Here is a 26,175-nt window from a genome sequence, read left to right as displayed (position 1 = left end):
TAGTGGCTTATCAAACGATAGACGGCGTGCGCGTATGGGGCAATCCCGAGTCCGGCGCACTGTCGCAAGCGAAAACCTGCGCCGGGCACGGCCAAGTCGTGCAGGCGCTGCTGATGGCCGATCATCATAAAGGCTACAGCCAGCCGATCGGCGGGGTCGTCGTATACGACGGGCAAATCTCGCCTTCTGGTGTCGGCTACGATATCGGCTGCGGGAATAAGGCCGTCCGCACGAATCTGATGGCGGCCGACGTTATGCCGAAGCTGGATGGCATCATGAATGAGCTGGCCCGCGCCATCTCCTTCGGCGTCGGACGCGTGAATAGCGAGCGGGTAGACCATGAGCTGTTCGATGATCCCGATTGGAGCGTCTATAAGCAGGCGGGCAGACAAGAGCATGACAAGCTGAAGGCGCTGGCCCAGAACCAGCTGGGAACGGTAGGCAGCGGGAATCATTATGTCGATTTGTTTGTGGAAGCGGACAGCGGCAGGCTGTGGGTGGGGAACCACTTCGGCAGCCGGGGCTTCGGCCACAAGACGGCAAGCGGCTTTCTGAATCTAGCAGCGGGCCGCGAATTTCTGGGCAAGGCGCCAGGAGAGAGCATGGACCAAGCTCCCGTATTGTTCGATCTGGACAGCGAGCTTGGCGATATGTATTACCGGGCGATGCGGCTGGCGGGCCGATATGCCTATGCGGGAAGGGATTACGTCATTCGCCAGGTGCTCTCCATATTGGGGGCGGAAGCGGATTTCGAGGTGCACAACCATCACAACTATGCTTGGAAGGAAACCCATGACGGGGCAGAGCGCATTGTTGTCCGCAAGGGCGCTACGCCTTCCGCGCCGGGGCAGCTTGGGTTTATCGGGGGCAGCATGGGCGATATCTCCGTCATCGTAAGAGGGAAGGATACAGAGGAGAATAAGGATTCCTACTATAGTACGGTTCATGGCGCCGGGCGCATCATGAGCCGGACCCAGGCGGCGGGGAAGATGAATTGGAAGACGCGCAGCCGCTCAGGCGGAGCGATCTCGCCGGAGCAGATGCGCGAGGCTGTACAGCAATACGGCGTTATGCTTAGAGGCGCCGGCACGGATGAGAGTCCATTTGTCTACCGCAAGCTGCAAGAGGTGCTGGACGCCCATGCCGAGACGATCAACGTGCTCCATGTGCTGAAGCCGATCGGCGTCTGCATGGCGGGCGCGGATGAATTTGATCCTTATAAGGACTAAGAAGCAGCCCCGTGGGGCTGTTTTATTATTTTCCTGTACTTCCCAGAACTTTTTGTTACTATGGTCTTAGGACATATGTATTGTTTTTTTAGGTGGGTAATATTAGAAAGTTTTGATGCAGGGGGTAAGTAGGTTGGACATGAGCTTAGATTGGATTAATGAATACTTATTTGATAAATTCAGCAAGATTAATGTTGAACTAACGAAACTGAGAAGAAACTCTATTGAAGAAAATCAAATACCACTACAATTAGAAGATTTAAATAATGCTTATTCGCAGACTCATAGGAAAGAAACTGCTATGTTGGCTCAGGTAGCTAAATCATATTTAGATCGATTTGGAGTTTATGCCAAAGTATACAATCCTCCTCCCTTTCGGAGAATACAAGGAATGGGACAGGTTGTTAATGATTCATTTAATTTTGGAATAACATTCTCATTTAATGGGAACTTCACCATTCGCTTCTCATGGAGAATTGACAAAGATGGAGCAACTCTTAGATTTGGACACTTGCAAAGTTTTTCTGTTGCTTCAAAAAAAATTACCCAAGAAGATTATTTTTGGACTAATATATTTCAAGAAACTCTAAAATCCGAAGAAAAATACTTGGAAAAATTACTTGAAAAAGGATATCGAACAGAGGGCCTAAGGTCCAAAAAGGAAGTAGATTTAAAAAGCTATATAAATAATTTATTGAATAGCGAATTAAATAAAACGGAGATTGTAGGATTTGTCTCTCGTATTGATAAAAAACAATTAATAGATTCACCTCAATTATTAACTAATAGCATTGGAGAAATGGTTGATGATTTCTCGCCAATTATATATAAAATGTTGAAATTTCATAATAATCAAGATAGTGATACCCCTCTAAACGTATGGGTTAATAATATTACTGAAACATCTGAACAGAATGAAGTTGATAATAATTTAGCCTCAAGTATTACTGTTGTAGAGAAAGAGGTTTTTTTTACAGGCATTCAACTAACTCCATATTTAAGCGATCAGGATTTCCGCCAAGATCTTCTTAATATCGGTGAAGATGTTGGATCGCTCGCCCGGTTGGTATCGATGCGGGATGTAGATAATATGGCAGTTGGTTTGTTTGGGGCTTGGGGTTCGGGAAAAAGCTTCTTCATGAAGCAGATGCAGCAGCAAGTAGAGGAGCTGTCGCATAGAGAAGATAATCTGTTTCATAAAAAGGTCGTTCAAATTGAGTTTAACGCCTGGCACTATATGGATACCAATCTTTATGCAAGCTTAGCCGATCACATATTTAAAAGCGTTCACCAATCGTATTCTGACGTTAATGAATCTGAAGATAAGCTGTTTGATAGTTTACCGGTAGTTCATAAATTAAAGCAGGAATTGAAGGAGCTTGAGCAGGAAAAACAAAAACAAGAATTAAAGTTGAAAACGAAATCCAAAGAATCAGTATGGGGCAGACTGGCCGCCAGCAGCCCTCAATTTATTAATGAGTTGGAAGCAATAGATCCAGAGATTCGGCTTAAAGACCAAGTGCAAAAAGTGATCGAGCTAAGGGAAGATGGAAGGCTGTGGTCTTCCGACGTTAAAGAGAGCTTCTTGAAAGCTAAATTGATTTACAGGTTTATCCCAAAAGGTGTCTGGATCACAATTCTGATTCTGTGTTTGCTATTCCCTATTATCTATTTGACGCGTCCTCTTTGGGAAGATATAGTGGCGAACGCATGGCATCAGACCGTACTTTGGTTCTCTCCGATAGCTGCAACAATTACGGTTCTCGTCAACTTTTGGAATAACAAACATGTAAGAGTCATTCGGAATAGCTGGGGATACGTATTCGATTCGCTTGCGGCACAAGCGAGGGAACGTGAGAAACTTCATACCGAAATTGGTCAGATAGAGGAAGATCAGCAAAGAGTAGTGGCAGAGCTGGATGAAATTAAGTCAGGCAACATTATTAAATATTACTTGGAAGAACGCCTAGCCTCCCAAGCCTATAAAAAAGAACTGGGCATTATTCATGTTCTTCGAAATGATTTTGAGAAGCTGAGCCAATTCATGCAAACCACGCAAGGGAAAAGAAACAGCATTGACCGTATCGTTTTGTATATTGATGATCTGGACCGGTGTACTCCACAAAAAGTTATCGAGGTACTGCAGGCCGTTCATTTGATGCTCTCCTCAAATCTGTTTATGGTTATTGTAGCCGTAGATATTCGTTGGGTCACAAAATGTCTGAAAGAAGAGTTCAACGTATCTTTGGAGAATCATGAGAACACGCACATCGCTACTGCGTTCGACTATTTGGAGAAAATTTTTCAAATTACGTTCCAAATCAAACCGTTAACCGAGGAAGACGGCCGTACATATTTACATGGGTTATTCGAATCTGATCATCATCAGTCGATCAAAGATGAAGATGTAGAAGAGGAAGAAACTGATAATATCGAGATGGAAGCTGAAGAATATGAAACCTATGAGTTTGATGACGATATTATTCATTCCGATCCTTCAGATCAAGAGACTGGCAAAGCGTTGGATGACTATAATCGTTTACATCTTAGTGAAGAAGAGATCATTAAGGCTTCTGCCTATGCCGTACTAATAGGTTCATCACCAAGAACGATGAAAAGATTTGTGAACATTTACCGATTAATGCGATCAAGATATTTTAATGATTTTAGTCAGGATGCGACGTTATTCATGCTTTCCTTAACACTGGGATATCCCCAATTGTCTCGTGAGTTGGTGTATTTAATTAAACAATCAACAGAACAAGTCAGCCTTGCAGAAGTATTAAGTAAATTAGACGGTGCTTTAGAAGGAATGAGCCTTGTAGTTTCTTTTGTTGAGGAGCGCGGGTTAGGAAGACTGCCGAGTTCCAATATGCTAACGAGTGCGGTTAGAGTAAGCAGATACACTTTCTATTTGAATGAAATTAATTCATAGATTGTAATGGTCGACACCCATCTGAATCAGGGAGTCGACTTTTTTTAGAAAGAAATGTATGCGTAGAATATATCTGAAAATTACAAATATATCCTGTTGCCTTGTGACAGAAATTATGACATATTGGTGTATACGTTAAGCGGTTTCAAAAAAACAGGCGTAGCGGAGGCGATATGGGATGGAGTCTAGTCTGCGTGAAGGGGCAATTCCGAAGGAAAAAGTAAAATTAGCTCAAAAATATCCCCTTATTGTCGCAGAAACGGTCGGTGTCACAAGCCCCTATCAGAGGCTGCATTGGCATGACGTGCTGGAGATCAATCTGATCAAATCCGGAACAGGCCATTACATCATTAACGGTCAAAGCTATCAATTTCAGCAAGGCGATATTTTTCTTATCAACTCCAATGATCTGCACTGCGCAATCGAATCGAGCGATCTTGTGATCCTCGTCATTACCTTCGATCCCTCCTGGTTTATCCACGGCCTGCGCATCGACCCGGAACTGCTGAGTCCGTTCCGCGAGATGGGAAGGCATTTCACGAATCGTCTCGATCGAGACCATCCGCAAATGAACGAGCTGCAAGAGCTTCTGCTTGAGCTTCATCAAGAACATATCCAAGAACAGCGCTCCTACGCGACAATGGTCCATTCCATTATGCTGCGTTTCCTTGCCATTGTGAACCGCGGCTTCCGCAGCGACGGCATTCATCGCCACGATAGCGGCATCAGCGAGCAGCAGCTGGAGAAGATGAGACAGGTCATCATGGTGATGGAGCAGCATTACGCCCACCCTTGGACGCTGGAGGAGCTGGCATCGCTTGTCTACCTCAGTCCGTCGCGCTTTAGCGATCTCTTCAAGCGGTCAGTCGGCATGCCGCCTCTCCTTTATCTGATCCAAATTCGGCTGGAGCGAGCCGTTACGCTGCTTGAGAACGGGAGCATGAAAGTGACGGATATCGCGCTGGAATGCGGCTTCCGCACCCTTACCAATTTCAATAGGCTTTTCAAAAAGCATGTCGGCGTCACGCCGAAAGCTTCGCGAAAGCATCAATGTTAAAAACCAGTGAAATAGTGCTGGTTTTTAATTGTTTAGGCAGAGAATCGGGGATGCGCCTCCTTTACAATAAATATACAGACATCACGAGATTGTGTTATGAATGCTGACACCAATCTCACTTGTTAATTAGGGAGGGGGAAGCCGATGCCACAAGCCAAGCTGGTTGTCGAGAGGCAGACGCATCGCAAAAAAAGTCCTTTCATTCGTTTTCTGAAGCAGTGGGACATTCAACTCATGGCACTGCCGGCTCTGCTATTTATTTTTGTATTCAGCTACATTCCCATGTACGGCGTCCTGATGGCATTCCAGGACTACAGCTTGTTCAAAGGTTTCCTTCAGAGCCCGTGGGTCGGGTTCAAGCATTTTGAGATGTTTTTCAACGCGCCGGAGTTTTGGACGGTCATGCGCAATACGCTGGTCATCAGCATGCTTAAGCTGTGCATTGGCTTCCCGGCTCCTATCCTGCTGGCGCTCATGCTTAATGAGATCGGCAGGCGGTTCTTCAAGCGGCTCGTTCAGACGATCAGCTACTTGCCTCACTTCTTGTCGTGGGTTATCGTCTCCGGCTTTGTCACATCGATTCTGTCTACGGACAACGGAAGCCTCAATCTGCTGCTGCAGAAGCTGAGCCTGATTGACGATCCGATCAACTTCCTGTCCGAGCCAAGCTACTTCTGGAGCATTCTGGTTGCCACGAATGTGTGGAAGGAAATCGGCTTTTCCTCCATCGTATATTTGGCAGCGATTGCAGGAATTAATCCGCATCTCTACGAGGCGGCTTCTATCGACGGAGCGAGCAGGATCAGACAAATTGTCTCCATCACGATTCCGTCCATTATGCCGGTTGTGATCGTCTTCTCCATATTGGCTATCGGCAACTTCCTGAATGCGGGCTTCGAGGATATCTTGCTGCTGGCGGGCAATCCCGTGCTGCGGGATGTCAGCGATGTGCTGGACACGTATGTGTACCGGATCGGGATCCAGAACAGCAGGTTCTCCTACGCCACGGCTGCCGGATTGTTCAAGGCGCTCATAAGCGTAGCGCTGCTGGCAGGCGCCAATTACTTGGCGAGAAGATCGGGGAACAGCTTATGGTAGCAGGAAGGGGCGAGTGGCAATGAGACTGTCTTATGGAGACCGGATATTTGTCGGCGTGAACTATACGCTGCTGTTCTTGCTGGGGTTTGTCGCGTTCTACCCATTCTGGAACGCTGCTGTTATTTCATTCAACTCCGGCAGTGACACGATGCTGGGCGGGATTACATTCTGGCCTCGCGAGTTTACATTATCCAACTATGAGGTTGTGTTCAAAGACAAACGATTGATCGACGGATTCATCATCTCGGTGCTCCGCACGGGGGCCGGGACGCTGCTGTCCATCATCGCAACGGCGATCTTCGCTTACGGCATGACCAAGCGCGAGATGATGGGACGCAAGTTCTATATGGTCATGTGCATTATCACAATGTATTTCAGCGGCGGCCTTATTCCGAGCTATCTGCTGATTCGCGAGCTCGGGCTGATGAATTCCTTCTGGGTTATGATCATCCCCGGCATTATCAGCGTGTGGAATATGATCATTTTCCGGACCTTCTTCAAGGGCATTCCGGCAGGACTGGAGGAGTCTGCGGCAATCGACGGCGCTTCGAACTGGGGCATTTTTTTCCGGATTGTGCTTCCGCTATCGGGTCCGGTCATTGCGACGCTGTCGCTGTTCACGGCGGTCTACCATTGGAATGACTGGTTTGCGCCAAGCATCTATATCTCCAATGTCGATCTGCTGCCGATCCAGACGAAGTTGCAGCAAATTCTGAACTCCAACATCATGCTAGAGCAGATGCAGAATCTGGACTCCGCTTCTCAAGGCCGTATGGGCGCAATGCGGGCAGTTACGACCAAGTCGCTGTCTATGGCGACGATGATGGTCGCGACGGTGCCGATTCTATGCGTGTATCCGTTCGTGCAGAAGTATTTTGTAAAAGGCGTATTGATTGGGTCTCTGAAAGAGTAAGGAACGGGTGTAAAGCCACCGGCTTTGACCATAGATGAACTTGTGAAGGGAGCGCATGCAATGAAAGGATGGAAACGTAAGCTTCTCGCATCATTGTCAGTCACGCTTGTCATTGTCACAGCTTTAGCGGGGTGTTCAGGTTCTAAAGAGAAAAACAACACGGAGGGGCCGTCCAACAAGCCTTCCGAGCCGACAGAAAATGCTTCCGGCGTATTCGAGCTGGGTGCTGAGCCATTGGAATTTTCCTTCTACGGCCACTATGACTGGTACACGATGCCGGAGTGGGGAGCCGATCTTGCGACGCAATGGATCAAAGAGAACAAAAAGGTCAACGTCGTGCCGGTCAGCTCCGGCGGCGCAGCCAAAAACAAGCTGAGCACCATGATCGTATCCGGCGAGCTGCCGGACGTGATGTGGATGGAGCGCGGAGCCGATGTTGAGAAGCTTCGTGCGGAGGGCATGCTGGTGCCTTTCGACGACTATCTGGACAAGTATCCGAATCTGAAGAAGTGGGCGGGCGAATCCACGCTGGATATGCTCCGCTCGCCGGACGGCAAGCTGTATCAGTTCCCGAACTGGTATACGACGCAGCCGAACGGGAATGCAGGCTACCTGGTCAACAAGAAGATCTATAACGAGCTTGGCGCGCCAAGCCTGGAGACGACAGACGATCTGTACAACTATCTGAAGCTGGTGAAAGAGAAGTACCCGGATGTGATTCCACTAGAAGTCGGCCAGACTGCATCGGGCGTGGACATCATGGTATCGGCTTTCGCGGAGAACAGACCGTACACCTTCAACTCGATGATCGCTGTGCCGCAAGGCAATGAGCTGGTATCGCTGTTCGCAGACCCTGTGTACCGTGAGCTGATCCAGTATGCCAGCCGCCTGTACCGCGAGAAGCTGATGACGCAGGATGCGTTCACGCAGAAGCTGGAGCAGGTCGAGCAGAAAATCGTTACGGGCAAGATTGCGGTATATGTGGCATCCAGCCCGACAGAATTTGGTTCCAAGGGCAACAATGAGCTGTCCTCTCATGATCCGGAGGCAGGTTACATCATGGTATGGCCGGTTCATAAGGAAGGGCTTGACCGCAACAAAATTTTCCCTGGCGATTACAAGCAGCTGGGCTGGAACGTTAGCGTCATTACGAAGTCCGCAGATAATCCGGAAGCCATCTTCGCTTTCCTGGATTGGCTGACGGGACCGGAAGGCCAGCGTACGATTATGTGGGGACCTGAAGGCCTCTACTGGGAAGGTGTAGACGGTGAAGACGCGCCGATATTCACGGAGAAATTCACCAGCGATCCGAAGGGACGCGATGAGCTGATGAACTCCACGGTCAACTTCCAGTGGAACGGCAATACGGTCTATGTCGACAACTCCAAGATGAAGTTCGAATCGACGCTTCCGGCTGAGAAGCGCAACTGGGAGACGCATTGGCAGTCGGAAATTACATGGAAAACTCAATTTAATACGACGGCGTACGTCAACCTTGATCCGGCTGGAGATACGGACGAAGGCATCATCGCGCAACGCGTATTGGAAATCTATGAGCAAGCGAGAGCGAAGGCGATCAGCACCGCTTCCTCGGATGCAGAAGTGCTCGCCATTCTGGATAAGGCGGATGCCGATGCGATGAAGGCAGGCTATGACAAGCTGCTGAAGTACAAAACAGAGAGATGGCAAGAGAACGTAAGCAAGCTTAACGCAGCGAAATAATGACCCTGGCTAAGGCCGGCGTACATTGGACGGACCATGCGGCACTCCTGCATGCGAGCTGATGGAGCCGGCCTTAACAGTCAGGCGGTATGGGAGAGATCATACTTGACGTATTACTTGGGCGTAGACGGCGGCGGAAGCAAGACGCTTGCTGTCGTTACGGATCGAACGGGCCGCATTCTGGGAAGAGGGATGAGCGGCTGCGGCAATCATCAGCTAGGAGTATCGCTTGCTGACGGCAATATTCGGGAAGCAACGGAGAAGGCTTTGGCGGATGCCGGCCTGAGGCGGGAAGATATCGCGTATGCGATGTTCGGACTTGCCGGTGCTGACCGCGAAGCGGATTTTCAAATCCTGAGGCCGATGGTTGCTGCGATGGGGTATGAAAGGCATGGCATCGTATGCGACACAGTTATCGGCCTGCGCGCGGGAACAAGGCAGCCGGACGGCGTCGTGCTCATCTGCGGAAGCGGCACGAATTGCTACGGGATGAATGCGGCTGGAGAAGAACTGCAAGTAGGCGGGTTCGGGTATGAATTCGGCGATTTTGGCGGAGGCTCCGAATTGGCGGTGGAAGCCTTCCGCGCGGTCATCCGCGCATGGGAGGGCCGGGAGAAGCCCACTGTGCTCACGGCGCTGGTGCTTGAGGCTGCTGGCTATGACAATGTGTATGACATGTACCATGGATACTTGGATGAAGGGAAGCGTGCGCCTCATTCGTTCGCCAAGCTGTTATTTCAGGCTGCTGAACGTGATGAGACGGCGCGGGCCATTCTGGAGAGGCAAGGCCGGGAGCTTGGCTGTACGGCGAGTGCCGTCATTCATAAGCTGAGAATGGAAGCGGATGCGTTTGACGTAGTGCTTGCAGGCAGCATTCTGACTCGCGGAGAGGGACAATATGTCGTGCCGTTTATTGAGCAACAAGTGAAGGCTTCAGCGCCAGACTGCCGTCTGCGTATTCTGGAGCTTGAACCGGCAGCGGGCGCCTTGCTGCTTGCGATGGACAGAGTCGGGATCCAGATTGAAGGGGCAGTATATGAAAACCTGGAGAGGGATTTATCGGTGAAGGAGAGGAATGTCGAATGGGTAATGGACTAAAGGTAGCTGTCATCGGGGGAGGCTCTTCGTACACGCCGGAGCTGATAGAAGGCTTTATCGCGAGGCATGAATCGTTTCCGGTCAGCAAGATCGTGCTGGCAGACATCCCGGAGGGGCGCCACAAGCTGGCGATTGTAGGCGCGCTTGCGCAGCGGATGGTAGAGAAAAGCGGCTTGCCGATCAGCGTCGAGCTGACGCTTGACCGCAGAGCTGCGCTTGCAGGCGCGGATTTTGTCTCCACACAGATGCGCGTGGGACTGCTGGAGGCGAGAGGATGGGATGAGTCCATCCCGGTCAAATACGGAATGCTCGGACAGGAGACGACAGGCGCCGGCGGCATGATGAAGGCGCTGCGCACGATTCCTGTTCTGCTCGATATATGCAAGGACATGGAGGAGCTGTGCCCGGATGCCTGGCTGCTGAACTTCACGAACCCGGCGGGCATGGTCACGGAAGCGATTCTGAAGCATTCCAGCGTCCGCTCCATCGGACTGTGCAATTCCCCGATCGCGGCATACAAGTGGCTCTCGTCCTTGTACCATGTTCCGATTGACCGCATCTATTGCGAGTTTGCGGGACTTAACCATCTGCACTGGATCAGCCGGATCGAGATTGACGGCGAGTCGAAGCTGGAGGAGCTGCTGGACCGCCAAAGTTCTTACTCCGCCTCCAATGTGCCGCAGCTGGCCTGGAACGACAGGCTGGTGCGGGAGCTCGGGGCAATTCCGTCCTATTACTTGAAATACTTTTATCTGCACCGGGAGATGGTGGAGGAGGGCAAGGCTGCCGCGGCGAGAGGCGATAACCGGGCGGAGACGGTCAAGCGTCTGGAAGAGGAGCTGTTCGAGATCTACAAGCAGCCGGAGCTGGCGGAGAAGCCGAAGCAGCTGGAGCAGCGCGGCGGCGCTTATTATTCCGAGGCTGCAGTCAAGCTGATGCACTCCATCTATAATAATACGGGCGATATCCAGACGCTGAACGTGCGCAATGACGGCATTTTGGACTTTTTGCCGGATGATGCGGCCATAGAAGTCAATTGCGTGGTAACGGGCGATGGCGCGGCTCCGGTTCCGGTGAAGCGCGTGCCGGAAGGAACGAAAGGCCTCATCCATGCCGTTAAGACGTATGAAAGCCTGGCCATCGAAGCAGCCGTCACCGGCAGCAAAGAGAAGGCGCTTCTGGCGCTGGCGAGCCATCCGCTCACGGATTCCGCCAATGTGGCCGAGGCGCTGCTGGAAGAGATGCTGGAGCGGAACAGGGCGTACTTGCCGCAATTTTTTAAAGTCAAATGAATGGGCATTAACAAAAAGGCGATCCCGCCGCTCGGTCATGGACCGGGCCGGGATCGCCTTTGGCATTCAACTCGCATCAGCCCTTCCAAGTGCCTGCGATTTTCACTCCTCGTCGTTTTCGAACAGATATCCATTTTTTTTGAATTCGCGATGTCTTTGCAATCTTCGATTATGCATGATTAATTGCCGGGCAATGGTGTAACCAATAAGGAATGATGCGGCCGAGGTATTCCCGTCCACCGTGAACGGGATGATGGAAGCATCGGCAACCAATAACTTTTTCACTCCGTGAACGTATCCGCGGCTGTCGACAACCCCGCCTTTATTGAGTGGAGCCATGCGGAGCGAGCTTTGCTGATGATGGTTGTGGTCGAAGTTGCCTTTAATAAACGCTTCAAGCTTGGAGTCATCGTCAATGATATCGATCGTGGGGGATATAAGCTGATAGGACGAATCGATGGCCGCCAACTCGGACGCTATCTTTCGCACATATACCTTATAGATGTTTTTGACTGCCTCCATATCAGAAGGATTATCAAGAAAGCCTTCATCCGCCAGCACAATTTTTAGAGGATCGTTGTTTTGGATTTTAATCGACCCCCGGCTCAAGGGCCGAAGGTAAATAAGCGCTAACGACAACCGGTTTTCTTCCGAACCGATACCGATCAATTGTACTGCGCGGCGTCTGGGATTCGTGCCTGAAGGCTCCGGCAAGAAGGCTCCCCCGGTATAAAGGGAGTCAGGGTCCGAGGCCGGTAACGCCCGGTCATTAGGATTGGTCGCAAAAACAGCGAAGTTTAACGTATGGTTTCTTAAGCTCTTTCCTACGTTGGGGTTATTAAATATGGGGGATATTCCTGCTTGTTTAAGAATATTATAGGGGCCAATACCCGATAGCATCAAAATTTGAGCGCTATTAATGCCTGCGGAAATAATAACGTTCTTCCGGGCATATGCTTTTTCGCATTTCCCTTTTCGTAGAAACTCCACTCCTTTAGCTTCTTTGCCGGAGAACAGCACACGAAGAACCGTTGAGTTGGACATCAGTCGCAGCCTTCGCCCGCCTGCTCCCCGGCCGCCTGTGCCTACGATGTCCGAGGAGAGAAACGCAGTGGACGAGCTTACCCTTCGGCCGTTCGGTTTTTGATACAGCTGCCAACGGGTAAAGGGGCCGAGAGGGGTTCTTGGGTTATTGTAATCCACGATCTCCCGAAAGCCTGTAGCTCGTTCTATAGCGGAAACCAGCTTCTTAGCCATCACTGTCGGACGGGCAGGGGCTTGCCGGATGTCGATTCTCCCGTTATAGCCGCGTGCATTCGCGTTGGTTGTTTTTCCGTTGTAGTTCTCCAGTTGTTTGAACCGTCGTATCACCTTTGCCGGCGACCAAAGCGGACCCAGCAGCTTTTCCCATTCTTTAAATACAGCGCTTGTATACCGCACATACTGTTCCCCGTTAATTGAGGAGCCGCCGCCGAAAAGTCTCCCGGTGGTCCATTCAAACGTGCGATCGTCTACGTCTGCTTGAGGGGTGCCTTCTCCTTGCCAAAAGTATTGTGCGAAAAACTGTTCCTCCAATTCAGGAGCAAATGTCGAATGGCTAATCGGTATATCTTTATCATTATTTTCTCCAGCCTCCAAGAGCAGCACGGAAGTATTTTTCTGGTCGGAGAGAAGTTTGGCAATGACAGCACCGGCGGGTCCTGTCCCTACGATAATGTAATCATAGAATAGTGTGCGTTTCATCGATGTTCTCCTTATTAATTGGACTCATGCATTATATTGCCTTCTGCTGTCCCATGTACCGGAAGAACGGAATTGTTTTCTGGCGTTCTTGTTTAAGCTAGACGAAAGCCGGCTCAAACCAAAGCATATACCTATATTATACATAGTCAAATTTCCTAATGGAGGCTGTGTATATGGAATTCCAATTACGGGTTTATTGTCTCGAAAGATAAGGAATCTGTACACTCGCAGCCGGCGCCTAGCGGAGGGCAGCACGTTCATCATTATTATGCAAAAACTTCATTTGATGATGAGCATATTCATTACATTAGGGGAACTACGGGTCCTTCAATCGCCTTGCTGAATGGGGGACGCTATCATTATTTTGAAGGTCAGACAACCATGAACGGAAGATATCCGCATTCACACATGTATAGAGGAAATACAGGGAACGAAATCATGAATATGTAGAAGCGAAAAGGCGTTCCCGCTGCTCGGTCCTGGACCGGGTCGGGAACGCCTTTTTACGATCAGGCTTTTACATCTATGTCGTTCGTCACTTGTTGTCTCGGCTTTCCGTTCCAGCTCCAATACGTCCAAATCCGAAGCAGCCATTCGACGGGGCCGATACGGAACCGCTTCAGGTAAAGCGCACTGCCTAGCAGCTGGAGCGTATAGATGGCAATGCCAATACCGATACCAGCGATAATGCCAAGCTTGCCGTACCATCCAAAGCCATAGCCATAGAAGAGCGTTGTGCAGATGACGGTCTGCAGTAAGTAATTGGTGAGCGACAGCTTGCCGACGGACTTGAAGCCGTTCCGCAGGGCCGTTGCTTTCCCAAGCGAGAGCAGCAAAGCGAACCCCATAATATAACCGAGTGACAAGATCAACATTCCAAGCGCGCCACTCACTCCGCCAAAAATCGTATCAGGCCAAATCTGCTTCATCGATTTCATGATCAAACCTGATATTAGAAAGACGGAAGACCATTTGAAGTAAAAGGCACGTTTGGTCTCAGGCTGATAGAACCAGTCTTTTCTGGCCGCATACATGCCGAATAAAAACATGGGGGCTGTCATGAACGGGACGAGCAGATAAGCGGCAATTAGAATCAGGCCGTCGGCTTCGAGCGGTCTCGGCTCATCATGGCGGAAGTCGAATATTTCCGAGTAGCTTCCGTTCTGATATACATCGATAGATTTTATGACATAAGACTCTGTTTTTTCCTGGATCATTTTCGTTTCTTCAATCAGCGGGCCTGTTGAGTCCATACCGGCCAGACCGATAATCGGCAGAAGCGCGATGCCCCAGATCAAGACTGTTTTGGCCTTGCGTCTTAAGAACAGGAGGAGGAAGAGGCTCATTCCGCCGTACAATAATAAGATGTCGCCTTCCCAGAGAAAATAGGAATGCAAGAATCCAAGCCCGATAAGCATGATCGACCGGCGCACGATGACCATCTTGAACCCGGTTCCCTTCGCTTCGAGTCCCTCCATTAGCTTAAGCATTCCGAAGCCGAATAGAAATGCGAAGATGGGCATGAAGCTCCCTTCAATTACGATTTTTACAAGAGTGTGCGCCATGCTATCAGCACCGGAGAGTCCGAACAGACCGATCTCATCCTTGCCCCACATGCCATACTGAAAGATGAGCAAATTGGATAGCAGAATGCCGAGCAAGCTCAAGCCGCGAATTTCGTCTACGATGCTTTGTCTTCCTATTTTTTGTATCATTTTCCATCACCTCGCTCCCCATTATAGAAACAGTAATTTACCTGCTGTTAATGCCGGTCTTATTTTTGGCTGAAGAGATGGGCATCCGTTAAACGGAAATTAAGGTTTCTATAGTAAAATAAGGATGGAGGGGATAGAGATTGGATGTATCGAATGCAAGAATTGTAATGATAGACGATGAACGCGCCATTACGAAGATGTTGGACATGACGCTTCGCAAGGAAGGGTTCCGTTATCTGTACACCGCCCATAATGCCGTCGATGCTCTCAAGTTGATCGGGAAGCATGGCGCTGATATTGTGCTGCTGGACGTGATGCTGCCGGATCAGACCGGCTTTGATCTCTGTCCCAAGATTAGAGAGCTGTCCGATGCCCATATCATCTATTTGACCGCAAGGGCGTCTGACCTTGATGTGTTGACCGGCTTTGCGACAGGCGGAGACGACTATGTTACAAAGCCGTTCAATCCGCTTGAGATTGCAGCCCGAATAAAAGCGCGGCTGCGCCGCGGCGGCTTGACTCCTGTCTCGGTAATGGAGGAGAAGAGGCAGCGTTATGACTTCGGACGGTTCGTGCTGGACGATGCGGCGGGTGAACTGCTGGTGGAAGGCAAGGAGGTTGCTTGTCCCGCGATGGCGTATCAACTGCTTCATTTCCTGTGCAAAAATCCTGGCATTGTTTTTTCCAAATCTCAGCTGTATGAGGCTGTATGGGGCCTTGATGGCGACGGCGATGACAATACCGTTATGGTTCATATCCGCAAAATCCGTGAGAGAATCGAACGCAATCCAAGCGAGCCGTGTCATCTTCTGACCATTCGCGGACTAGGCTATAAGCTAGCAAAGGGAAAGCAGTCATGAAGACTCGCAATGTAAAGCGAAGGCTGACCCTTCATTTTACCTATCAGATGTTATTGCTGTTTGTCTTTGTTCTGCTCATGATATTTACGATAGTGCTTGTCTTCATCCAATTATTAGTCAATGAGGATATGAAACAAAGATTTCCGTTCGGTTCGTTGGATGTCATTATTATGGAGACGGATGTGACTGAGCAGAAAGCTGTGGTGCCGAAGCGTTGGGTGGATCAGCTGGCGGAACAACATTACTGGCTGCAAGTAGTGAATAGCCAAGGCAATGTGATCTACGAAGCGAATACTCCAGAGGATGTGCCGCAAGTTTATACTACGGGTGAACTGCTCGTTATCCAGCAGACGAAGCGGTATGGTCCTTATGAAGTGATGATGTCGCTGGACGATTCGGTGCCTAACATGGCTCTATTCATGCTTGGTTATGTCAATGATCGCTCGGTTGAGGTGCAGTCCATTTATGCCAAATATGCGAGAGACGGTGTTTTGAGGGAAGAAGCAGCAGAGCAGCTTAACGAAGAACTGGCGAAATCCCGGCATACGCTGCAAATTATAGATAGTAACGGTCAAGTACAGCAATCGGTAGGCATGCCTATGGAACGGGAACGGTACGCTCCGCTTGAGCTCATTACAATGGAGAAGATGAAGGGCAACTTTCCAACTGTCGTATCCGTCCATGCGGATCGTGAAACGAATACATTCTGGGTATTGCACCAAAGCAAACGGGGAGGTTATGTCAAGCAGCCTTTCATGAAAGAAGTAATCATCTTGGCTTCATTCATTGGAGGGGCCATACTAATCGCAACACTAGCCTTTTCCATATATCATGGCTACCGCTATGGCAGGCCGCTGCTGCTGTTCATTGATTGGTTCGCACGGCTTGGCAGGGGACAATATGAAGAGACCTTGTCCGCAAAGGATCAGAGACGGGTCTATCGCAAGAACGGCAAGCTGCGCCGAAAGTATAAGCTCTACAAGGAAGTCATCGACGGATTCCGTGAGATGACATTAAGGCTGCACACTGCGGAGCAGGACCGGATCCGGCTGGAGAAGACGCGCGAGGAATGGATGACGGGCATCTCCCATGATTTGCGCACTCCGCTGAGCTCGATTCAGGGCTACGGCCACCTTCTGGAGAGCGGGCAATACAACTTCACAGAGGAGGAGCTGAAGGAGATGGGCGGCACCATTCGGGACAAAAGCGATTATATGATTGATTTGATTCAGGATTTCTCGCTAGCCTTCCAGCTTAAAAACAAGCAGGTGCCATTTGAAGTGAAGCCGGTAGAACTGCAGGAATTCGTCAGGCGAATTGTGCTTAACTATGTGAATGATATGACGATGGAGGGCACGGCCTTCCAATATGAGAATGAAGACGAGTCGACACCGATTCGCGTGCTGGCGAATGCCAAGTGGTTCGCACGAATGCTGGACAATGTGATTATAAATGCCGTTAAGCATAATCCGGAAGGCACCGAGATTACGGTGAGCGTCGGGGTGTCCGGCGGCCATGCCATCCTGTCTGTTCGCGATGACGGCATGGGGATGGACGAGGAGACGCTAATGAATTTGTTCGAGCGCTATTATCGCGGCACCAATACGGAGGAGAAGAGTGGAGCGGGACTTGGCATGAGCATTGCAAAGTCCATTGTCCTGGCGCATAATGGCACGATTGAAGCCGCATCCGAGGCTGGAAGAGGCACGACAATTGCCATTTCGCTCCCGCTTCTGCTGGAATCGCCGTCCGGCTGATATAGGCAAGCTGCCAAACAGCGGACCCTGCGGGTAAGAACCGGCTGCATCGCTAGAGCGAAGCGGCCGGTTTAATGCGCTTGCCGATCTTCGAAGATGGACTGAAAGATTACCCGTGTCCCTGGATCGCCCCATACTCGTTATAGATTTCCCTATTTGAAACTGCTCAATTCCTGGCCAAGTAGCATTTCACAGCCATTCAGTAAAGAGACTTATTTTCGATATGGATCGATACAAATCATTCTGCTGGAAAGTCATGTAACCTTGCCCGATCAGGGTTGACATTCATATAGCGACCGCTTATTATAATACCCATACGGGTATATGTATAATGAGAAATCGTCATTATGCGTATGCCAATCCAAAACAAAGCGAGGTGCTCATGAATGTGGAGATAGGCTGGCTTGTTACGCTATTCGCTATCGGCTTTATCGGTTCATTCATATCCGGCATGGTCGGCATCGGAGGTTCGATCATTAAGTACCCGATGTTGCTATATATACCGCCGGCATTGGGGTTTGCAGCGTTCACGGCGCAGGAGGTCTCCGCGGTTAGCGCGGCGCAAGTGTTTTTTGCATCATTGGCGGGTCTGCTGGCTTACCGGAAGGGCGGCTGGATTAACAAGGAGCTAGTCCTGTATATGGGCGTTCCTATTGTGCTTGGCAGCTTTCTCGGCGGATTCGGGTCCAAGTTTCTGTCCGATTCCGTCATTAACGTGACGTACGCCATACTGGCTCTTGTCGCCGCAGTCATGATGTTTATGCCCAAGCGAGGAGAGGAAGGAAGCTCTGATAAGCTGTTGTTCAACAAACCTCTTGCAGCAGGATCCGCAGCAGCGGTGGGCATCTTGTCCGGTATTGTCGGGGCGGCAGGCGCATTCATCACGGTGCCAATTATGCTGGTGCTGCTTCGAATTCCGACGCGCGTAGCTATCGCATCATCGCTGGCGATTACTTTCCTGTCATCCATCGGTTCGGTTGGCGGCAAGCTGATGGGCGGACATATGCTGCTGATTCCATCAGTCATTATGATAATCGCAAGCATTATCGGCTCTCCAATAGGGGCAAAGCTAGGACAACGGATGAATGTAAAGGCGTTGCAGTGGCTGCTGTCGCTATTGATTACGGCAACCGTTGTGAAGATTTGGTGGGATATTCTCGCGTAAATTTTTTTTGCAGAAAATAATACCCCATAGGGTATAAAATGAATGGAGGAATAACGAATGAATGGGAAAATTCAAGCGGATATGACACTGGATTGCATTGGTCTGGCTTGCCCGATGCCGATTGTGAAGACCAGGAAGACGATTGATCAGCTGGCGGACGGAGCGGTACTGGAGGTTCAGGCGACCGACAAAGGCTCGCTTGCCGACCTTCAGGCGTGGGCGCGAAAGGCTGGGCACCAGTACGTGGGTACGATTACAGAAGGTGAGGTGCTGAAGCATTACGTCCGTAAAGCATCAACGGCAGAAGCCAAGCCGGAAATCCGTTATCCGCATACGGCCAGCAATGAGGAATTGGCGCAGCGGCTGGCGAGCGGCGATGACGTCAAGGTTCTGGATGTCAGGGAAGCGGCTGAGTATGCATTCCGCCATGTGAAGGGGGCGATCTCGATTCCGCTGGGTCAGCTTGCGAGCGGGTATGATGCGTTAAGCCCGGATTCAGAGCTGTATGTGATCTGCCGAACAGGTACGCGAAGCGATATGGCGTGCCAGTGGCTGGCCGAACATGGCTTCAGCCGCGTGAAGAACGTATTGCCCGGTATGACGGCTTGGACGGGCGAGACACAATCTGAAGTGGAGGGGAATTGACGATGATGACTACGGTTAAAGCGATGACAAGCGGGGAGCTGGCGCGTTACTTGATCGACCGCAAGCCGCTGTACATTTTGGATGTGCGCAATGAAGACGTCTATGGGGATTGGAGAATCGAAGGGCAAAGCATAGAGAGCATCAACATTCCGTACTTCGACTTGCTTGATGGCGTGGAGGAGGCTGTGAAGCAGCTCCCGTCAGACGGCCCGATTCTTGTCGTCTGCGCCAAGGAAGGCTCATCCGTATTCGTGGCAGAGCAGCTGGCGGAGGCTGGCTTGCGGGAGGTGTATTATTTGCAAGGCGGCATGAAGGAATGGAGCGAGCATCTGGAGCCGGTGAAAGCAGGCGACCTTCCGGACGGCGCGCTGTATCAATTCGTAAGGCTGGGCAAAGGCTGTCTGTCCTACATGGTGGTATCGGGCGGCGAAGCTGCAGTCATCGATGCGATGCGGACGACCGGCGTATATGAAGCATTCGCGGAGAAGCTCGGCGTGACCATCAAGCACACGCTGGATACGCATCTGCATGCCGACCATATCTCGGGAGGGCGCAAGCTGGCTGAGCTTACAGGCGCGGCATATTGGCTGCCGCCAAAGGATGCCGGAGAAGTAACGTTTTCTTATGCGAAGCTGGAGGATGGCGAGCGGATCGCGATCGGCGCTACGGAAATCGGCATTGGCGCACTCTATTCGCCGGGCCACACTATCGGCAGCACGTCTTTCATCGTGAACGGCCAATATTTGCTCACCGGCGACATTCTGTTCGTAGCGTCGATCGGCCGGCCGGACTTGGCCGGGCAGGCGGAGGATTGGGCCGGCGATCTGCGCCGTACGCTGTATGAAGGATACCGTGGACTGTCGGAGGAGCTGATCGTGCTTCCGGCGCACTTTGGCCAAATAGACGAGCTGGATGAGAACGGCCGGGTTGCGGCCAAGCTAGGCGACTTGTTCCGCGATAACCCTGGCCTTCATCTGGAGGATGAGTCGGAGTTCCGCAGGGCGGTGACGGAAAACCTGCCGCAGCATCCTAACGCCTATCAGCAGATCCGCCAGACCAATATGGGCCGCATTCATCCGACTGAAGAGGAGCAGCGGGAGATGGAGATTGGGCCGAACCGCTGCGCCATTCATGACCAATAAAAATAAATCAATTTAATATGGGAGGAAGATCAAGATGAAAGCAGATGTAGTTGTTGTAGATACGAAGGGACTGGCATGTCCGATGCCGATCGTGAAGGCGAAGAAAGCGCTGGATAGCATGGAGACTGGGCAAATAATGAAGGTATTATCGACGGACAAAGGCTCTCTTAACGACTTCCAGGCATGGGTGAGGGGAACAAAGCATGAGCTGGTGCAGCATGAGGAGAAGGACGGCGTATTTACGTTTTACGTGAAGAAGCAGTAATGGCCTGGAGCGATTAGCAGTTGCTATTCCGTCCTTGAGGAGCTATATTACCTCTAGGGGTATGATTCCCGATATAATTATTCCAAAATAGGCTGGAGGGTGTGACATGGTGTACGACGAGAGCGTCATCCGGAGATTGAAGAGAATGGAAGGCCAGATTCGCGGTGTGATGCGAATGATGGAGGAAGGCAAGGACTGCAAGGAAGTGGTTGCTCAATTGTCAGCCGTGCGCAGCGCAGCCGACAAAGCGATGGCTTACATCGTCGCGCAAAATTTGGAGCAATGTATTACGGAAGAGAAGGAACGGGGCGGCGACACCGGAAAGCTGGTGAAGGAAGCCGTAGAACTGCTTGTGAAGAGCCGCTAAGGCGGCCTGCGATATGGAGGGCCGGAAGGATTGCTGCTAGCGGCGCTTTCCTCCGGAGGGCGGAATGGATGGGGACAATGATGTCCCAAGAACACATTCCTCTTTTTTTAAACTCATTAATACCATTACGGGTATAAGTATAAATCATAAAGGAGCGGTACAATGACAGCATTGACTGTGGAAAAGGAAAGAACGACGATTGTATTGTTCAGCGGGGACTTGGACAAAGCGATAGCCGCATTCATCATCGCGAACGGTGCGGCCGCGTATGACCATGAGGTGACGATATTTTTCACCTTCTGGGGGCTGAATACGATGCGCAAGGATGAGGTCGTCAAGACCGACAAAGGAATGCTGGAGAAGATGTTCGGCTGGATGATGCCGCGCGGTCCGAGGAAGCTGGGCCTGTCGAAGATGAACATGGCGGGCATGGGCCCGAAGATGATCAAGCATGTGATGAAAAAGCACAATGCGCTGACGCTTCCGCAGTTGATTGAGCTGGCTCAGGAGCAAGGCGTGAAGCTGGTCGCTTGCACGATGACCATGGATTTGCTGGGCCTCCAGAAGGAAGAGCTGATAGATGGCATGGAATATGCCGGAGTAGCGGCATATCTGGGCGATGCGACGGAAGCTAAAGTGAATCTTTTTATTTAATCCGGATACGGAAGAAGCCCCTGCACCGATCGACGGTGCAAGGGGCTTCTTTTTTTATGCTGCAAGTCTGACGATTCTGAAAAGTTATCAACAGCTCGGACCTGTTTGGCGTCCAAAATAATTATCAACATGTGAATAACTCATTTGTGCCGCTCATCAACATTTTCATCCACATATCCATAATGGCCGTGGATTATTGGCTCCAGATGCGGTCGCCGTTCAAGTATTTCTCCGTCAGGATCGACAGCAGCTGAATGCCGACCTGATTATGCCCGCCTTCAGGTAGTATGACATCCGCGTATTTTTTGGACGGCTCAATGAACGCTTCGTGCATCGGCTTCACCGTACTGAGGTATTGGTCGTGAATCGACTGGATCGTGCGTCCGCGCTCCTCGATATCGCGCAATACCCGGCGCAGAATGCGCACATCGGGATCGGTATCGACGAATACCTTTATATCAAGGTGCTCGCGCAGGCGCTCGTCGGACAGCACATGCAGACCCTCCAGAATAACGATCCGATTGGGAAGGAGCTCAATCTGCCGGCCGGTGAACCGGGTATGCTGCGTGAAGTCGTAGACAGGCGCGTATGCGGGCTGTCCTTGCTTCAGAAGCAGCAGATGCTCGATCAGAAGCTCGTTGTCGAACGCCAGAGGATGATCGTAATTGACGATCTCCCGCTCCTCCATGCTGAGCTGCGAGTGCTCCTTGTAATAGTTGTCTTGCGAGATAAAGGTTACTTTATCCGATCCGTGATTGTCGATGACAGAGCGGGCGACGGTCGTCTTGCCCGATCCCGTGCCGCCTGCAATTCCTATAATAAGCATGAGCGTGTTGAAGCCTCCTGAGGACTATATTTCTCATCATAACTTACGTATTGTAGCACAGCGGGCCGTTGTTTTCATCCCTCCGCCGGTCATGGGCCGGATTCCCTGTCGCAGCTCGTTCATGCAATGCCCGTTAGCAGCTAGAATGGCTGAATGTAATGAAATTCCGTTTGAAGTTTTGTAAAATAAGGTATACCTTTTATAACATCATTGTAAGCGTTCTTATAGCTGTTGTTCAAAAAGTCGTCTGTTGATCTCGAAGCCAGCCAAGAAGCGTATTCGACACACGAATCGTGAAAACCCGGCTTTTTGAACACGCACTTATAGATGGGGGAGATTCGAATATGGGTACATATATGCTGGCGATCGATCAGGGAACGACTAGCACGCGGGCGCTGCTCGTAGACCGGGACGGGGGCATCGCGTCTATCGCGCAGGAGGAGCTGCCGCTAAGCTATCCTTCGCCCGGTGCTGTGGAGGCGGATGCTGCTTTCATTTGGGCGTCTACGAAGCGGGTGCTGGAGGATGTGCTGGCCAAAAACGGCGTAACGGCGGAAGAGATCGCGGCAATCGGCATTACGAATCAGCGGGAGACGACCGTCGTATGGGATAAGGATACGGGAAAGCCGATTCATCCCGCTATTGTATGGCAATCCCGGCAATCCTCGGATATTTGCGAGCGCCTTCGCGCCGAAGGGTATGAGGATGAGATTCGGGCTCGTACCGGCCTGCTGATCGATCCTTACTTCTCGGGCACCAAAGTGACTTGGCTGCTGGAGCAGGTAGACGGCGCGCGGGAGCGTGCGGAGAGCGGGGAGCTGCTGTTCGGCACGATCGAGACCTGGCTCATATGGAACCTGACCGGGGGCAAGGTCCATGTGACCGATGTCTCCAACGCTTCTCGCACGCTCATGTTCAATATTCATGAGCGCAAGTGGGATGAGGAGCTGCTGGCCATGCTAGGCGTTCCTGCCGCTATGCTGCCGGAGGTGAAGTCTTCTTCGGAGATATACGGCAAGCTGGAAATGTCGCTGATCGGCAAGGAGATACCGATTGCCGGAGCTGCGGGCGACCAGCAGTCGGCGCTGTTCGGGCAGAATGCCTTCTCGCGCGGCTCGACCAAAAATACGTACGGCACTGGCTGCTTCATGCTGATGAATACCGGAGAGAAAGCGATCATGTCCCAGAAAGGATTGCTTACGACGATCGCCTGGGAGCTGGACGGCAAGCTGGAGTACGCGCTGGAGGGCAGCGTCTTTGTTGCGGGCGCGGCGATTCAGTGGCTGCGCGACGGGCTGGAGCTGATCGGATCTGCGGCAGAATCGGAGGAGCTGGCCGCCGAGGTGGAATCGACGGACGGCGTCTATGTGGTGCCCGCTTTTGTCGGGCTAGGTACGCCTTACTGGAACAGCGACGTGCGTGGATCGGTGTTCGGCTTGACGCGCGGGACGACGAAGGCGCATTTTGTCCGCGCGGTGCTGGAATCGCTCGCTTACCAGACGAAGGATGTGCTGTCTGTCATGACGGAGGAATCCGGTCTTGAGCTGCAATCTTTGGCTGTGGACGGCGGGGCGGTCGCCAACGATCTGCTGATGCAGTTCCAGAGCGACCTGCTGGGCGTGCCTGTCGAGCGGCCGGTGATCGGGGAGTCGACTGCGCTGGGCGCCGCATTCCTTGCGGGTCTTGCGGCGGGCTTCTGGAAGGACCGCGAGGAGCTGGCGTCCATGCGCCAAGTCGACCGGCTGTTCCAGCCGAATATGGCGGATGGGCGGAGAGAAGAGCTGTATGACGGCTGGAAGCGGGCTGTACGTGCGGCGTTGGCTTTTTCGGAAAAATAATAGCTGGGGATGAGAACCGCAGGTTGGCCGATGTTCCGCAAGGAATTGCCGGCAGCTTGCGGTTTTTATGTTTGGGAATACGCCATGGCGGCAAAGAAGAAGAATAGCCATATGCTAATAGAAGACAGGAGGGAGAAGCATGAAGGAAGAGAGGAAGAACGGGCCGGCTTTTCATGCGGGCCGCCGGAAGAGAATGCTGGAGAGCATGGCGGAGGAGAGGCTTGATGTGCTCGTTATCGGGGGAGGCATTACCGGAGCGGGAATTGCGCTGGATGCCGCAAGCCGGGGCATGAAGGCGGCTCTGGTGGAGATGCAGGACTTTGCGGCAGGCACATCCAGCCGCTCGACCAAGCTGATCCATGGCGGGCTTCGCTACTTGAAGCAGCTGGAGATCGGAGTCGTTGCGGAGGTGGGCAAGGAGCGGGCAATCGTCTATGAGAACGGCCCGCACGTGACGACGCCGGAGCGGATGCTGCTGCCGCTGTATGAAGGGGGCAGCTTCGGCAAGCTGACGACCTCGCTCGCGCTCCGGTTCTATGATTTCCTGGCGGGCGTGAAGAAGGATGAGCGGCGCAGGATGCTGAGCAGCACGATGACCTTGCAGCGGGAGCCGCTCCTTAAGCGGATCGGCCTGAAAGGCGGAGGGCTGTATGTGGAATACCGGACAGATGATGCCAGGCTGACGATTGAGGTGCTGAAGCAAGCCGTCGCCATGGGCGCTCTAGCCGTCAATTACGCGAAGGCGGAGGAGCTGCTGAGAGGTGAGAACGGCAAAGTCGCTGGCGCGCTTGTTCGAGATAGCATCAGCGGAGAGTCATACCGGATAGAGGCGGACGTCGTGATTAACGCAACCGGGCCATGGGTGGACGAGATTCGGGAATCAGACGGCTCCAGGCAGGGCAAGACGCTCCATCTGACCAAGGGCGTGCATCTGGTATTCGACGGCGCCCGCTTCCCGCTACGGCAAGCCGTCTACTTCGATACGCCGGACGGCCGCATGGTATTTGCCATTCCGAGAGAGGGCAAAACCTATCTGGGCACGACCGATACGGACTATGCCGGAGATACGGCCAATCCGGCCATGACGAATGAGGATCGCGCCTATTTGCTGAAAGCCGCCAATTCGATGTTCCCGACGCTCAGGCTGACGGCGGGCGATGTGGAATCCAGCTGGGCAGGCTTGCGTCCGCTTGTTCATCAGGAAGGGAAGTCGCCGTCGGAAATTTCGCGGCGGGACGAGATTTTCGTCTCGCCGTCAGGCCTAGTATCGATTGCGGGCGGCAAGCTCACCGGCTACCGCAAGATGGCGGAGGCGGTCGTGGACCGGGCGGTGCAGCAGGTCCAGGCGGCAGGCGGGGAAGGCTTCGGGCCCAGCCGGACCAGAGAGCTGCCGATCTCCGGAGGAGATACGGGAGGCTCTAGCGGCTTCGAGGCATACGCTGCAGGCAAGGCAGCCGCGGGGGCAGCGCTTGGGCTGAAGCCGGAGGCGGCAGTGCGGCTTGCACGCCGGTATGGCTCGAATGCGGATGCGGTATGGGCGATGTATCCGGACGCAGTGCAGCTGCGCGAGCAGCATGGCTTGCCTGTGGAGCTGGGACTTCAGCTGCTGTATGGCATAAGAGAAGAGATGGCCGCGAAGCCTGTCGATTTCTTCATCCGCCGGACCGGATTGCTCTATTTTCAGATTGGCATCGTGAGGCAGTGGAGATCTGCCCTATTGCATGCGATGAAAGCCGAGCTTGGCTGGAGTGATTACGAGTGCGATTCGTATAAGAGGGAGCTGGATCGCGCCTTGGAAGCGGCAATCGTGCCAATGCCGGAATAAGGGCGAAATTTCTCTCTTATTGGAATCTT

The 26,175-nt window shown here is 51.8% G+C and carries 22 protein-coding genes; 19 read left to right on the top strand and 3 right to left on the bottom strand.

The features are described 5' to 3' along the window. Positions 1–2: 2 nt before the first annotated feature. The 8 genes from D3P09_RS12415 to D3P09_RS12380 all read left to right on the top strand — a co-directional run bounded on the left by D3P09_RS12415 (position 3) and on the right by D3P09_RS12380 (position 11,344). On the top strand, positions 3–1,229 hold the full coding sequence (locus D3P09_RS12415; RefSeq protein ID WP_120110175.1) for an RtcB family protein: 1,227 nt from the start codon (positions 3–5) through the stop codon (positions 1,227–1,229). 139 nt (positions 1,230–1,368) lie between these two features. After that, on the top strand, positions 1,369–4,164 hold the full coding sequence (locus D3P09_RS12410) for a P-loop NTPase fold protein (RefSeq protein ID WP_243644143.1): 2,796 nt from the start codon (positions 1,369–1,371) through the stop codon (positions 4,162–4,164). A gap of 178 nt (positions 4,165–4,342) precedes the next feature. Continuing rightward, complete coding sequence (locus tag D3P09_RS12405) at positions 4,343–5,221, top strand: AraC family transcriptional regulator (RefSeq protein ID WP_120110171.1); 879 nt, start codon at positions 4,343–4,345, stop codon at positions 5,219–5,221. 144 nt (positions 5,222–5,365) lie between these two features. After that, positions 5,366–6,319 (top strand): ABC transporter permease, encoded by a 954-nt coding sequence (locus D3P09_RS12400; RefSeq protein WP_120110170.1) that lies wholly within the window; start codon positions 5,366–5,368, stop codon positions 6,317–6,319. A gap of 19 nt (positions 6,320–6,338) precedes the next feature. After that, the gene (locus D3P09_RS12395; protein WP_120110168.1) at positions 6,339–7,232 is read left to right on the top strand and encodes a carbohydrate ABC transporter permease; all 894 of its coding nucleotides are present in this window, start codon (positions 6,339–6,341) and stop codon (positions 7,230–7,232) included. A 60-nt stretch (positions 7,233–7,292) separates the two neighbouring features. Next, the gene (locus D3P09_RS12390; protein WP_120110167.1) at positions 7,293–8,954 is read left to right on the top strand and encodes an extracellular solute-binding protein; all 1,662 of its coding nucleotides are present in this window, start codon (positions 7,293–7,295) and stop codon (positions 8,952–8,954) included. Positions 8,955–9,059: 105 nt separating this feature from the next. Then, complete coding sequence (locus tag D3P09_RS12385) at positions 9,060–10,052, top strand: N-acetylglucosamine kinase (RefSeq protein ID WP_120110165.1); 993 nt, start codon at positions 9,060–9,062, stop codon at positions 10,050–10,052. Continuing rightward, positions 10,037–11,344 carry a 6-phospho-beta-glucosidase gene (locus tag D3P09_RS12380; protein WP_120110164.1) on the top strand — a complete coding sequence of 436 codons (1,308 nt, stop codon included), beginning with the start codon at positions 10,037–10,039 and terminating at the stop codon, positions 11,342–11,344. Before D3P09_RS12385 ends, D3P09_RS12380 begins: the two co-directional genes overlap by 16 nt. 102 nt (positions 11,345–11,446) lie before the next feature. Here the strand turns inward: D3P09_RS12380 and D3P09_RS12375 are convergent, their stop codons facing one another. Continuing rightward, positions 11,447–13,087, bottom strand: a complete 1,641-nt coding sequence (locus D3P09_RS12375) for a GMC family oxidoreductase (RefSeq protein WP_120110162.1) — start codon at positions 13,085–13,087, stop codon at positions 11,447–11,449. Between the two features lie 165 nt (positions 13,088–13,252). Here D3P09_RS12375 and D3P09_RS12370 point away from each other — a divergent pair, with 165 nt between their 5' ends. Continuing rightward, positions 13,253–13,537 (top strand): YmaF family protein, encoded by a 285-nt coding sequence (locus D3P09_RS12370; RefSeq protein ID WP_120110161.1) that lies wholly within the window; start codon positions 13,253–13,255, stop codon positions 13,535–13,537. 59 nt (positions 13,538–13,596) lie between these two features. Here D3P09_RS12370 and D3P09_RS12365 read toward each other — a convergent pair whose 3' ends face one another. Then, positions 13,597–14,802, bottom strand: coding sequence for a DUF418 domain-containing protein (locus D3P09_RS12365; RefSeq protein WP_120110159.1), 1,206 nt, complete (start codon positions 14,800–14,802; stop codon positions 13,597–13,599). A 167-nt stretch (positions 14,803–14,969) separates the two neighbouring features. Between D3P09_RS12365 and D3P09_RS12360 the strand changes: the two genes are divergently transcribed. The 8 genes from D3P09_RS12360 (at position 14,970) to D3P09_RS12325 (ending at position 21,657) form a co-directional block, all read left to right on the top strand. Further along, complete coding sequence (locus D3P09_RS12360; protein WP_120110814.1) at positions 14,970–15,662, top strand: response regulator transcription factor; 693 nt, start codon at positions 14,970–14,972, stop codon at positions 15,660–15,662. After that, entirely contained in the window at positions 15,659–17,419 is a 1,761-nt protein-coding gene (locus D3P09_RS12355; protein ID WP_120110158.1) for a sensor histidine kinase, read from the top strand. Before D3P09_RS12360 ends, D3P09_RS12355 begins: the two co-directional genes overlap by 4 nt. Before the next feature lie 382 nt (positions 17,420–17,801). Continuing rightward, on the top strand, positions 17,802–18,584 hold the full coding sequence (locus D3P09_RS12350) for a sulfite exporter TauE/SafE family protein (RefSeq protein WP_120110156.1): 783 nt from the start codon (positions 17,802–17,804) through the stop codon (positions 18,582–18,584). A gap of 57 nt (positions 18,585–18,641) precedes the next feature. Continuing rightward, positions 18,642–19,229 (top strand): sulfurtransferase TusA family protein, encoded by a 588-nt coding sequence (locus tag D3P09_RS12345; RefSeq protein WP_120110155.1) that lies wholly within the window; start codon positions 18,642–18,644, stop codon positions 19,227–19,229. A 5-nt stretch (positions 19,230–19,234) separates the two neighbouring features. Beyond that, positions 19,235–20,371 carry an MBL fold metallo-hydrolase gene (locus D3P09_RS12340; protein ID WP_424452400.1) on the top strand — a complete coding sequence of 379 codons (1,137 nt, stop codon included), beginning with the start codon at positions 19,235–19,237 and terminating at the stop codon, positions 20,369–20,371. Between the two features lie 34 nt (positions 20,372–20,405). Next, entirely contained in the window at positions 20,406–20,636 is a 231-nt protein-coding gene (locus tag D3P09_RS12335) for a sulfurtransferase TusA family protein (RefSeq protein WP_120110151.1), read from the top strand. 106 nt (positions 20,637–20,742) lie between these two features. Beyond that, positions 20,743–21,003, top strand: a complete 261-nt coding sequence (locus D3P09_RS12330) for a metal-sensitive transcriptional regulator (RefSeq protein ID WP_120110150.1) — start codon at positions 20,743–20,745, stop codon at positions 21,001–21,003. A 162-nt stretch (positions 21,004–21,165) separates the two neighbouring features. After that, positions 21,166–21,657 carry a DsrE/DsrF/DrsH-like family protein gene (locus tag D3P09_RS12325; protein WP_207892478.1) on the top strand — a complete coding sequence of 164 codons (492 nt, stop codon included), beginning with the start codon at positions 21,166–21,168 and terminating at the stop codon, positions 21,655–21,657. Between the two features lie 193 nt (positions 21,658–21,850). Here D3P09_RS12325 and udk read toward each other — a convergent pair whose 3' ends face one another. Beyond that, on the bottom strand, positions 21,851–22,483 hold the full coding sequence (udk, locus tag D3P09_RS12320; protein ID WP_120110148.1) for a uridine kinase: 633 nt from the start codon (positions 22,481–22,483) through the stop codon (positions 21,851–21,853). Between the two features lie 344 nt (positions 22,484–22,827). On the opposite strand from udk, the gene glpK reads away from it, so the two are divergent. After that, a complete protein-coding gene (gene glpK / locus D3P09_RS12315) occupies positions 22,828–24,321 on the top strand; it encodes a glycerol kinase GlpK (RefSeq protein ID WP_120110147.1) in 1,494 nt (497 codons plus the stop codon). A 139-nt stretch (positions 24,322–24,460) separates the two neighbouring features. Then, positions 24,461–26,146 (top strand): glycerol-3-phosphate dehydrogenase/oxidase, encoded by a 1,686-nt coding sequence (locus D3P09_RS12310; protein ID WP_207892477.1) that lies wholly within the window; start codon positions 24,461–24,463, stop codon positions 26,144–26,146. Positions 26,147–26,175 lie beyond the last annotated feature (29 nt).

The sequence above is a fragment of the Paenibacillus pinisoli genome, from assembly GCF_003605435.1.
In the GTDB taxonomy this organism is placed as follows: Bacteria; Bacillota; Bacilli; order Paenibacillales; family Paenibacillaceae; genus Pristimantibacillus; species Pristimantibacillus pinisoli.
This window is presented reverse-complemented; position numbering and strand designations above follow the sequence as displayed.

Bases quoted from the DNA above. Each gene is read 5' to 3' on its own strand.
- D3P09_RS12380 (WP_120110164.1), top strand. From the start codon at position 10,037: ATGGGTAATGGACTAAAGGTAGCTGTCATCGGGGGAGGCTCTTCGTAC.
- D3P09_RS12410 (WP_243644143.1), top strand. From the start codon at position 1,369: ATGAGCTTAGATTGGATTAATGAATACTTATTTGATAAATTCAGCAAG.
- D3P09_RS12325 (WP_207892478.1), top strand. From the start codon at position 21,166: ATGACAGCATTGACTGTGGAAAAGGAAAGAACGACGATTGTATTGTTC.
- D3P09_RS12365 (WP_120110159.1), bottom strand. From the start codon at position 14,802: ATGATACAAAAAATAGGAAGACAAAGCATCGTAGACGAAATTCGCGGC.
- D3P09_RS12355 (WP_120110158.1), top strand. From the start codon at position 15,659: ATGAAGACTCGCAATGTAAAGCGAAGGCTGACCCTTCATTTTACCTAT.
- D3P09_RS12350 (WP_120110156.1), top strand. From the start codon at position 17,802: ATGAATGTGGAGATAGGCTGGCTTGTTACGCTATTCGCTATCGGCTTT.
- D3P09_RS12335 (WP_120110151.1), top strand. From the start codon at position 20,406: ATGAAAGCAGATGTAGTTGTTGTAGATACGAAGGGACTGGCATGTCCG.
- D3P09_RS12405 (WP_120110171.1), top strand. From the start codon at position 4,343: ATGGAGTCTAGTCTGCGTGAAGGGGCAATTCCGAAGGAAAAAGTAAAA.
- D3P09_RS12375 (WP_120110162.1), bottom strand. From the start codon at position 13,087: ATGAAACGCACACTATTCTATGATTACATTATCGTAGGGACAGGACCC.
- D3P09_RS12340 (WP_424452400.1), top strand. From the start codon at position 19,235: ATGACTACGGTTAAAGCGATGACAAGCGGGGAGCTGGCGCGTTACTTG.
- udk (WP_120110148.1), bottom strand. From the start codon at position 22,483: ATGCTTATTATAGGAATTGCAGGCGGCACGGGATCGGGCAAGACGACC.
- D3P09_RS12400 (WP_120110170.1), top strand. From the start codon at position 5,366: ATGCCACAAGCCAAGCTGGTTGTCGAGAGGCAGACGCATCGCAAAAAA.
- D3P09_RS12310 (WP_207892477.1), top strand. From the start codon at position 24,461: ATGAAGGAAGAGAGGAAGAACGGGCCGGCTTTTCATGCGGGCCGCCGG.
- glpK (WP_120110147.1), top strand. From the start codon at position 22,828: ATGGGTACATATATGCTGGCGATCGATCAGGGAACGACTAGCACGCGG.
- D3P09_RS12395 (WP_120110168.1), top strand. From the start codon at position 6,339: ATGAGACTGTCTTATGGAGACCGGATATTTGTCGGCGTGAACTATACG.
- D3P09_RS12345 (WP_120110155.1), top strand. From the start codon at position 18,642: ATGAATGGGAAAATTCAAGCGGATATGACACTGGATTGCATTGGTCTG.
- D3P09_RS12330 (WP_120110150.1), top strand. From the start codon at position 20,743: ATGGTGTACGACGAGAGCGTCATCCGGAGATTGAAGAGAATGGAAGGC.
- D3P09_RS12360 (WP_120110814.1), top strand. From the start codon at position 14,970: ATGATAGACGATGAACGCGCCATTACGAAGATGTTGGACATGACGCTT.
- D3P09_RS12390 (WP_120110167.1), top strand. From the start codon at position 7,293: ATGAAAGGATGGAAACGTAAGCTTCTCGCATCATTGTCAGTCACGCTT.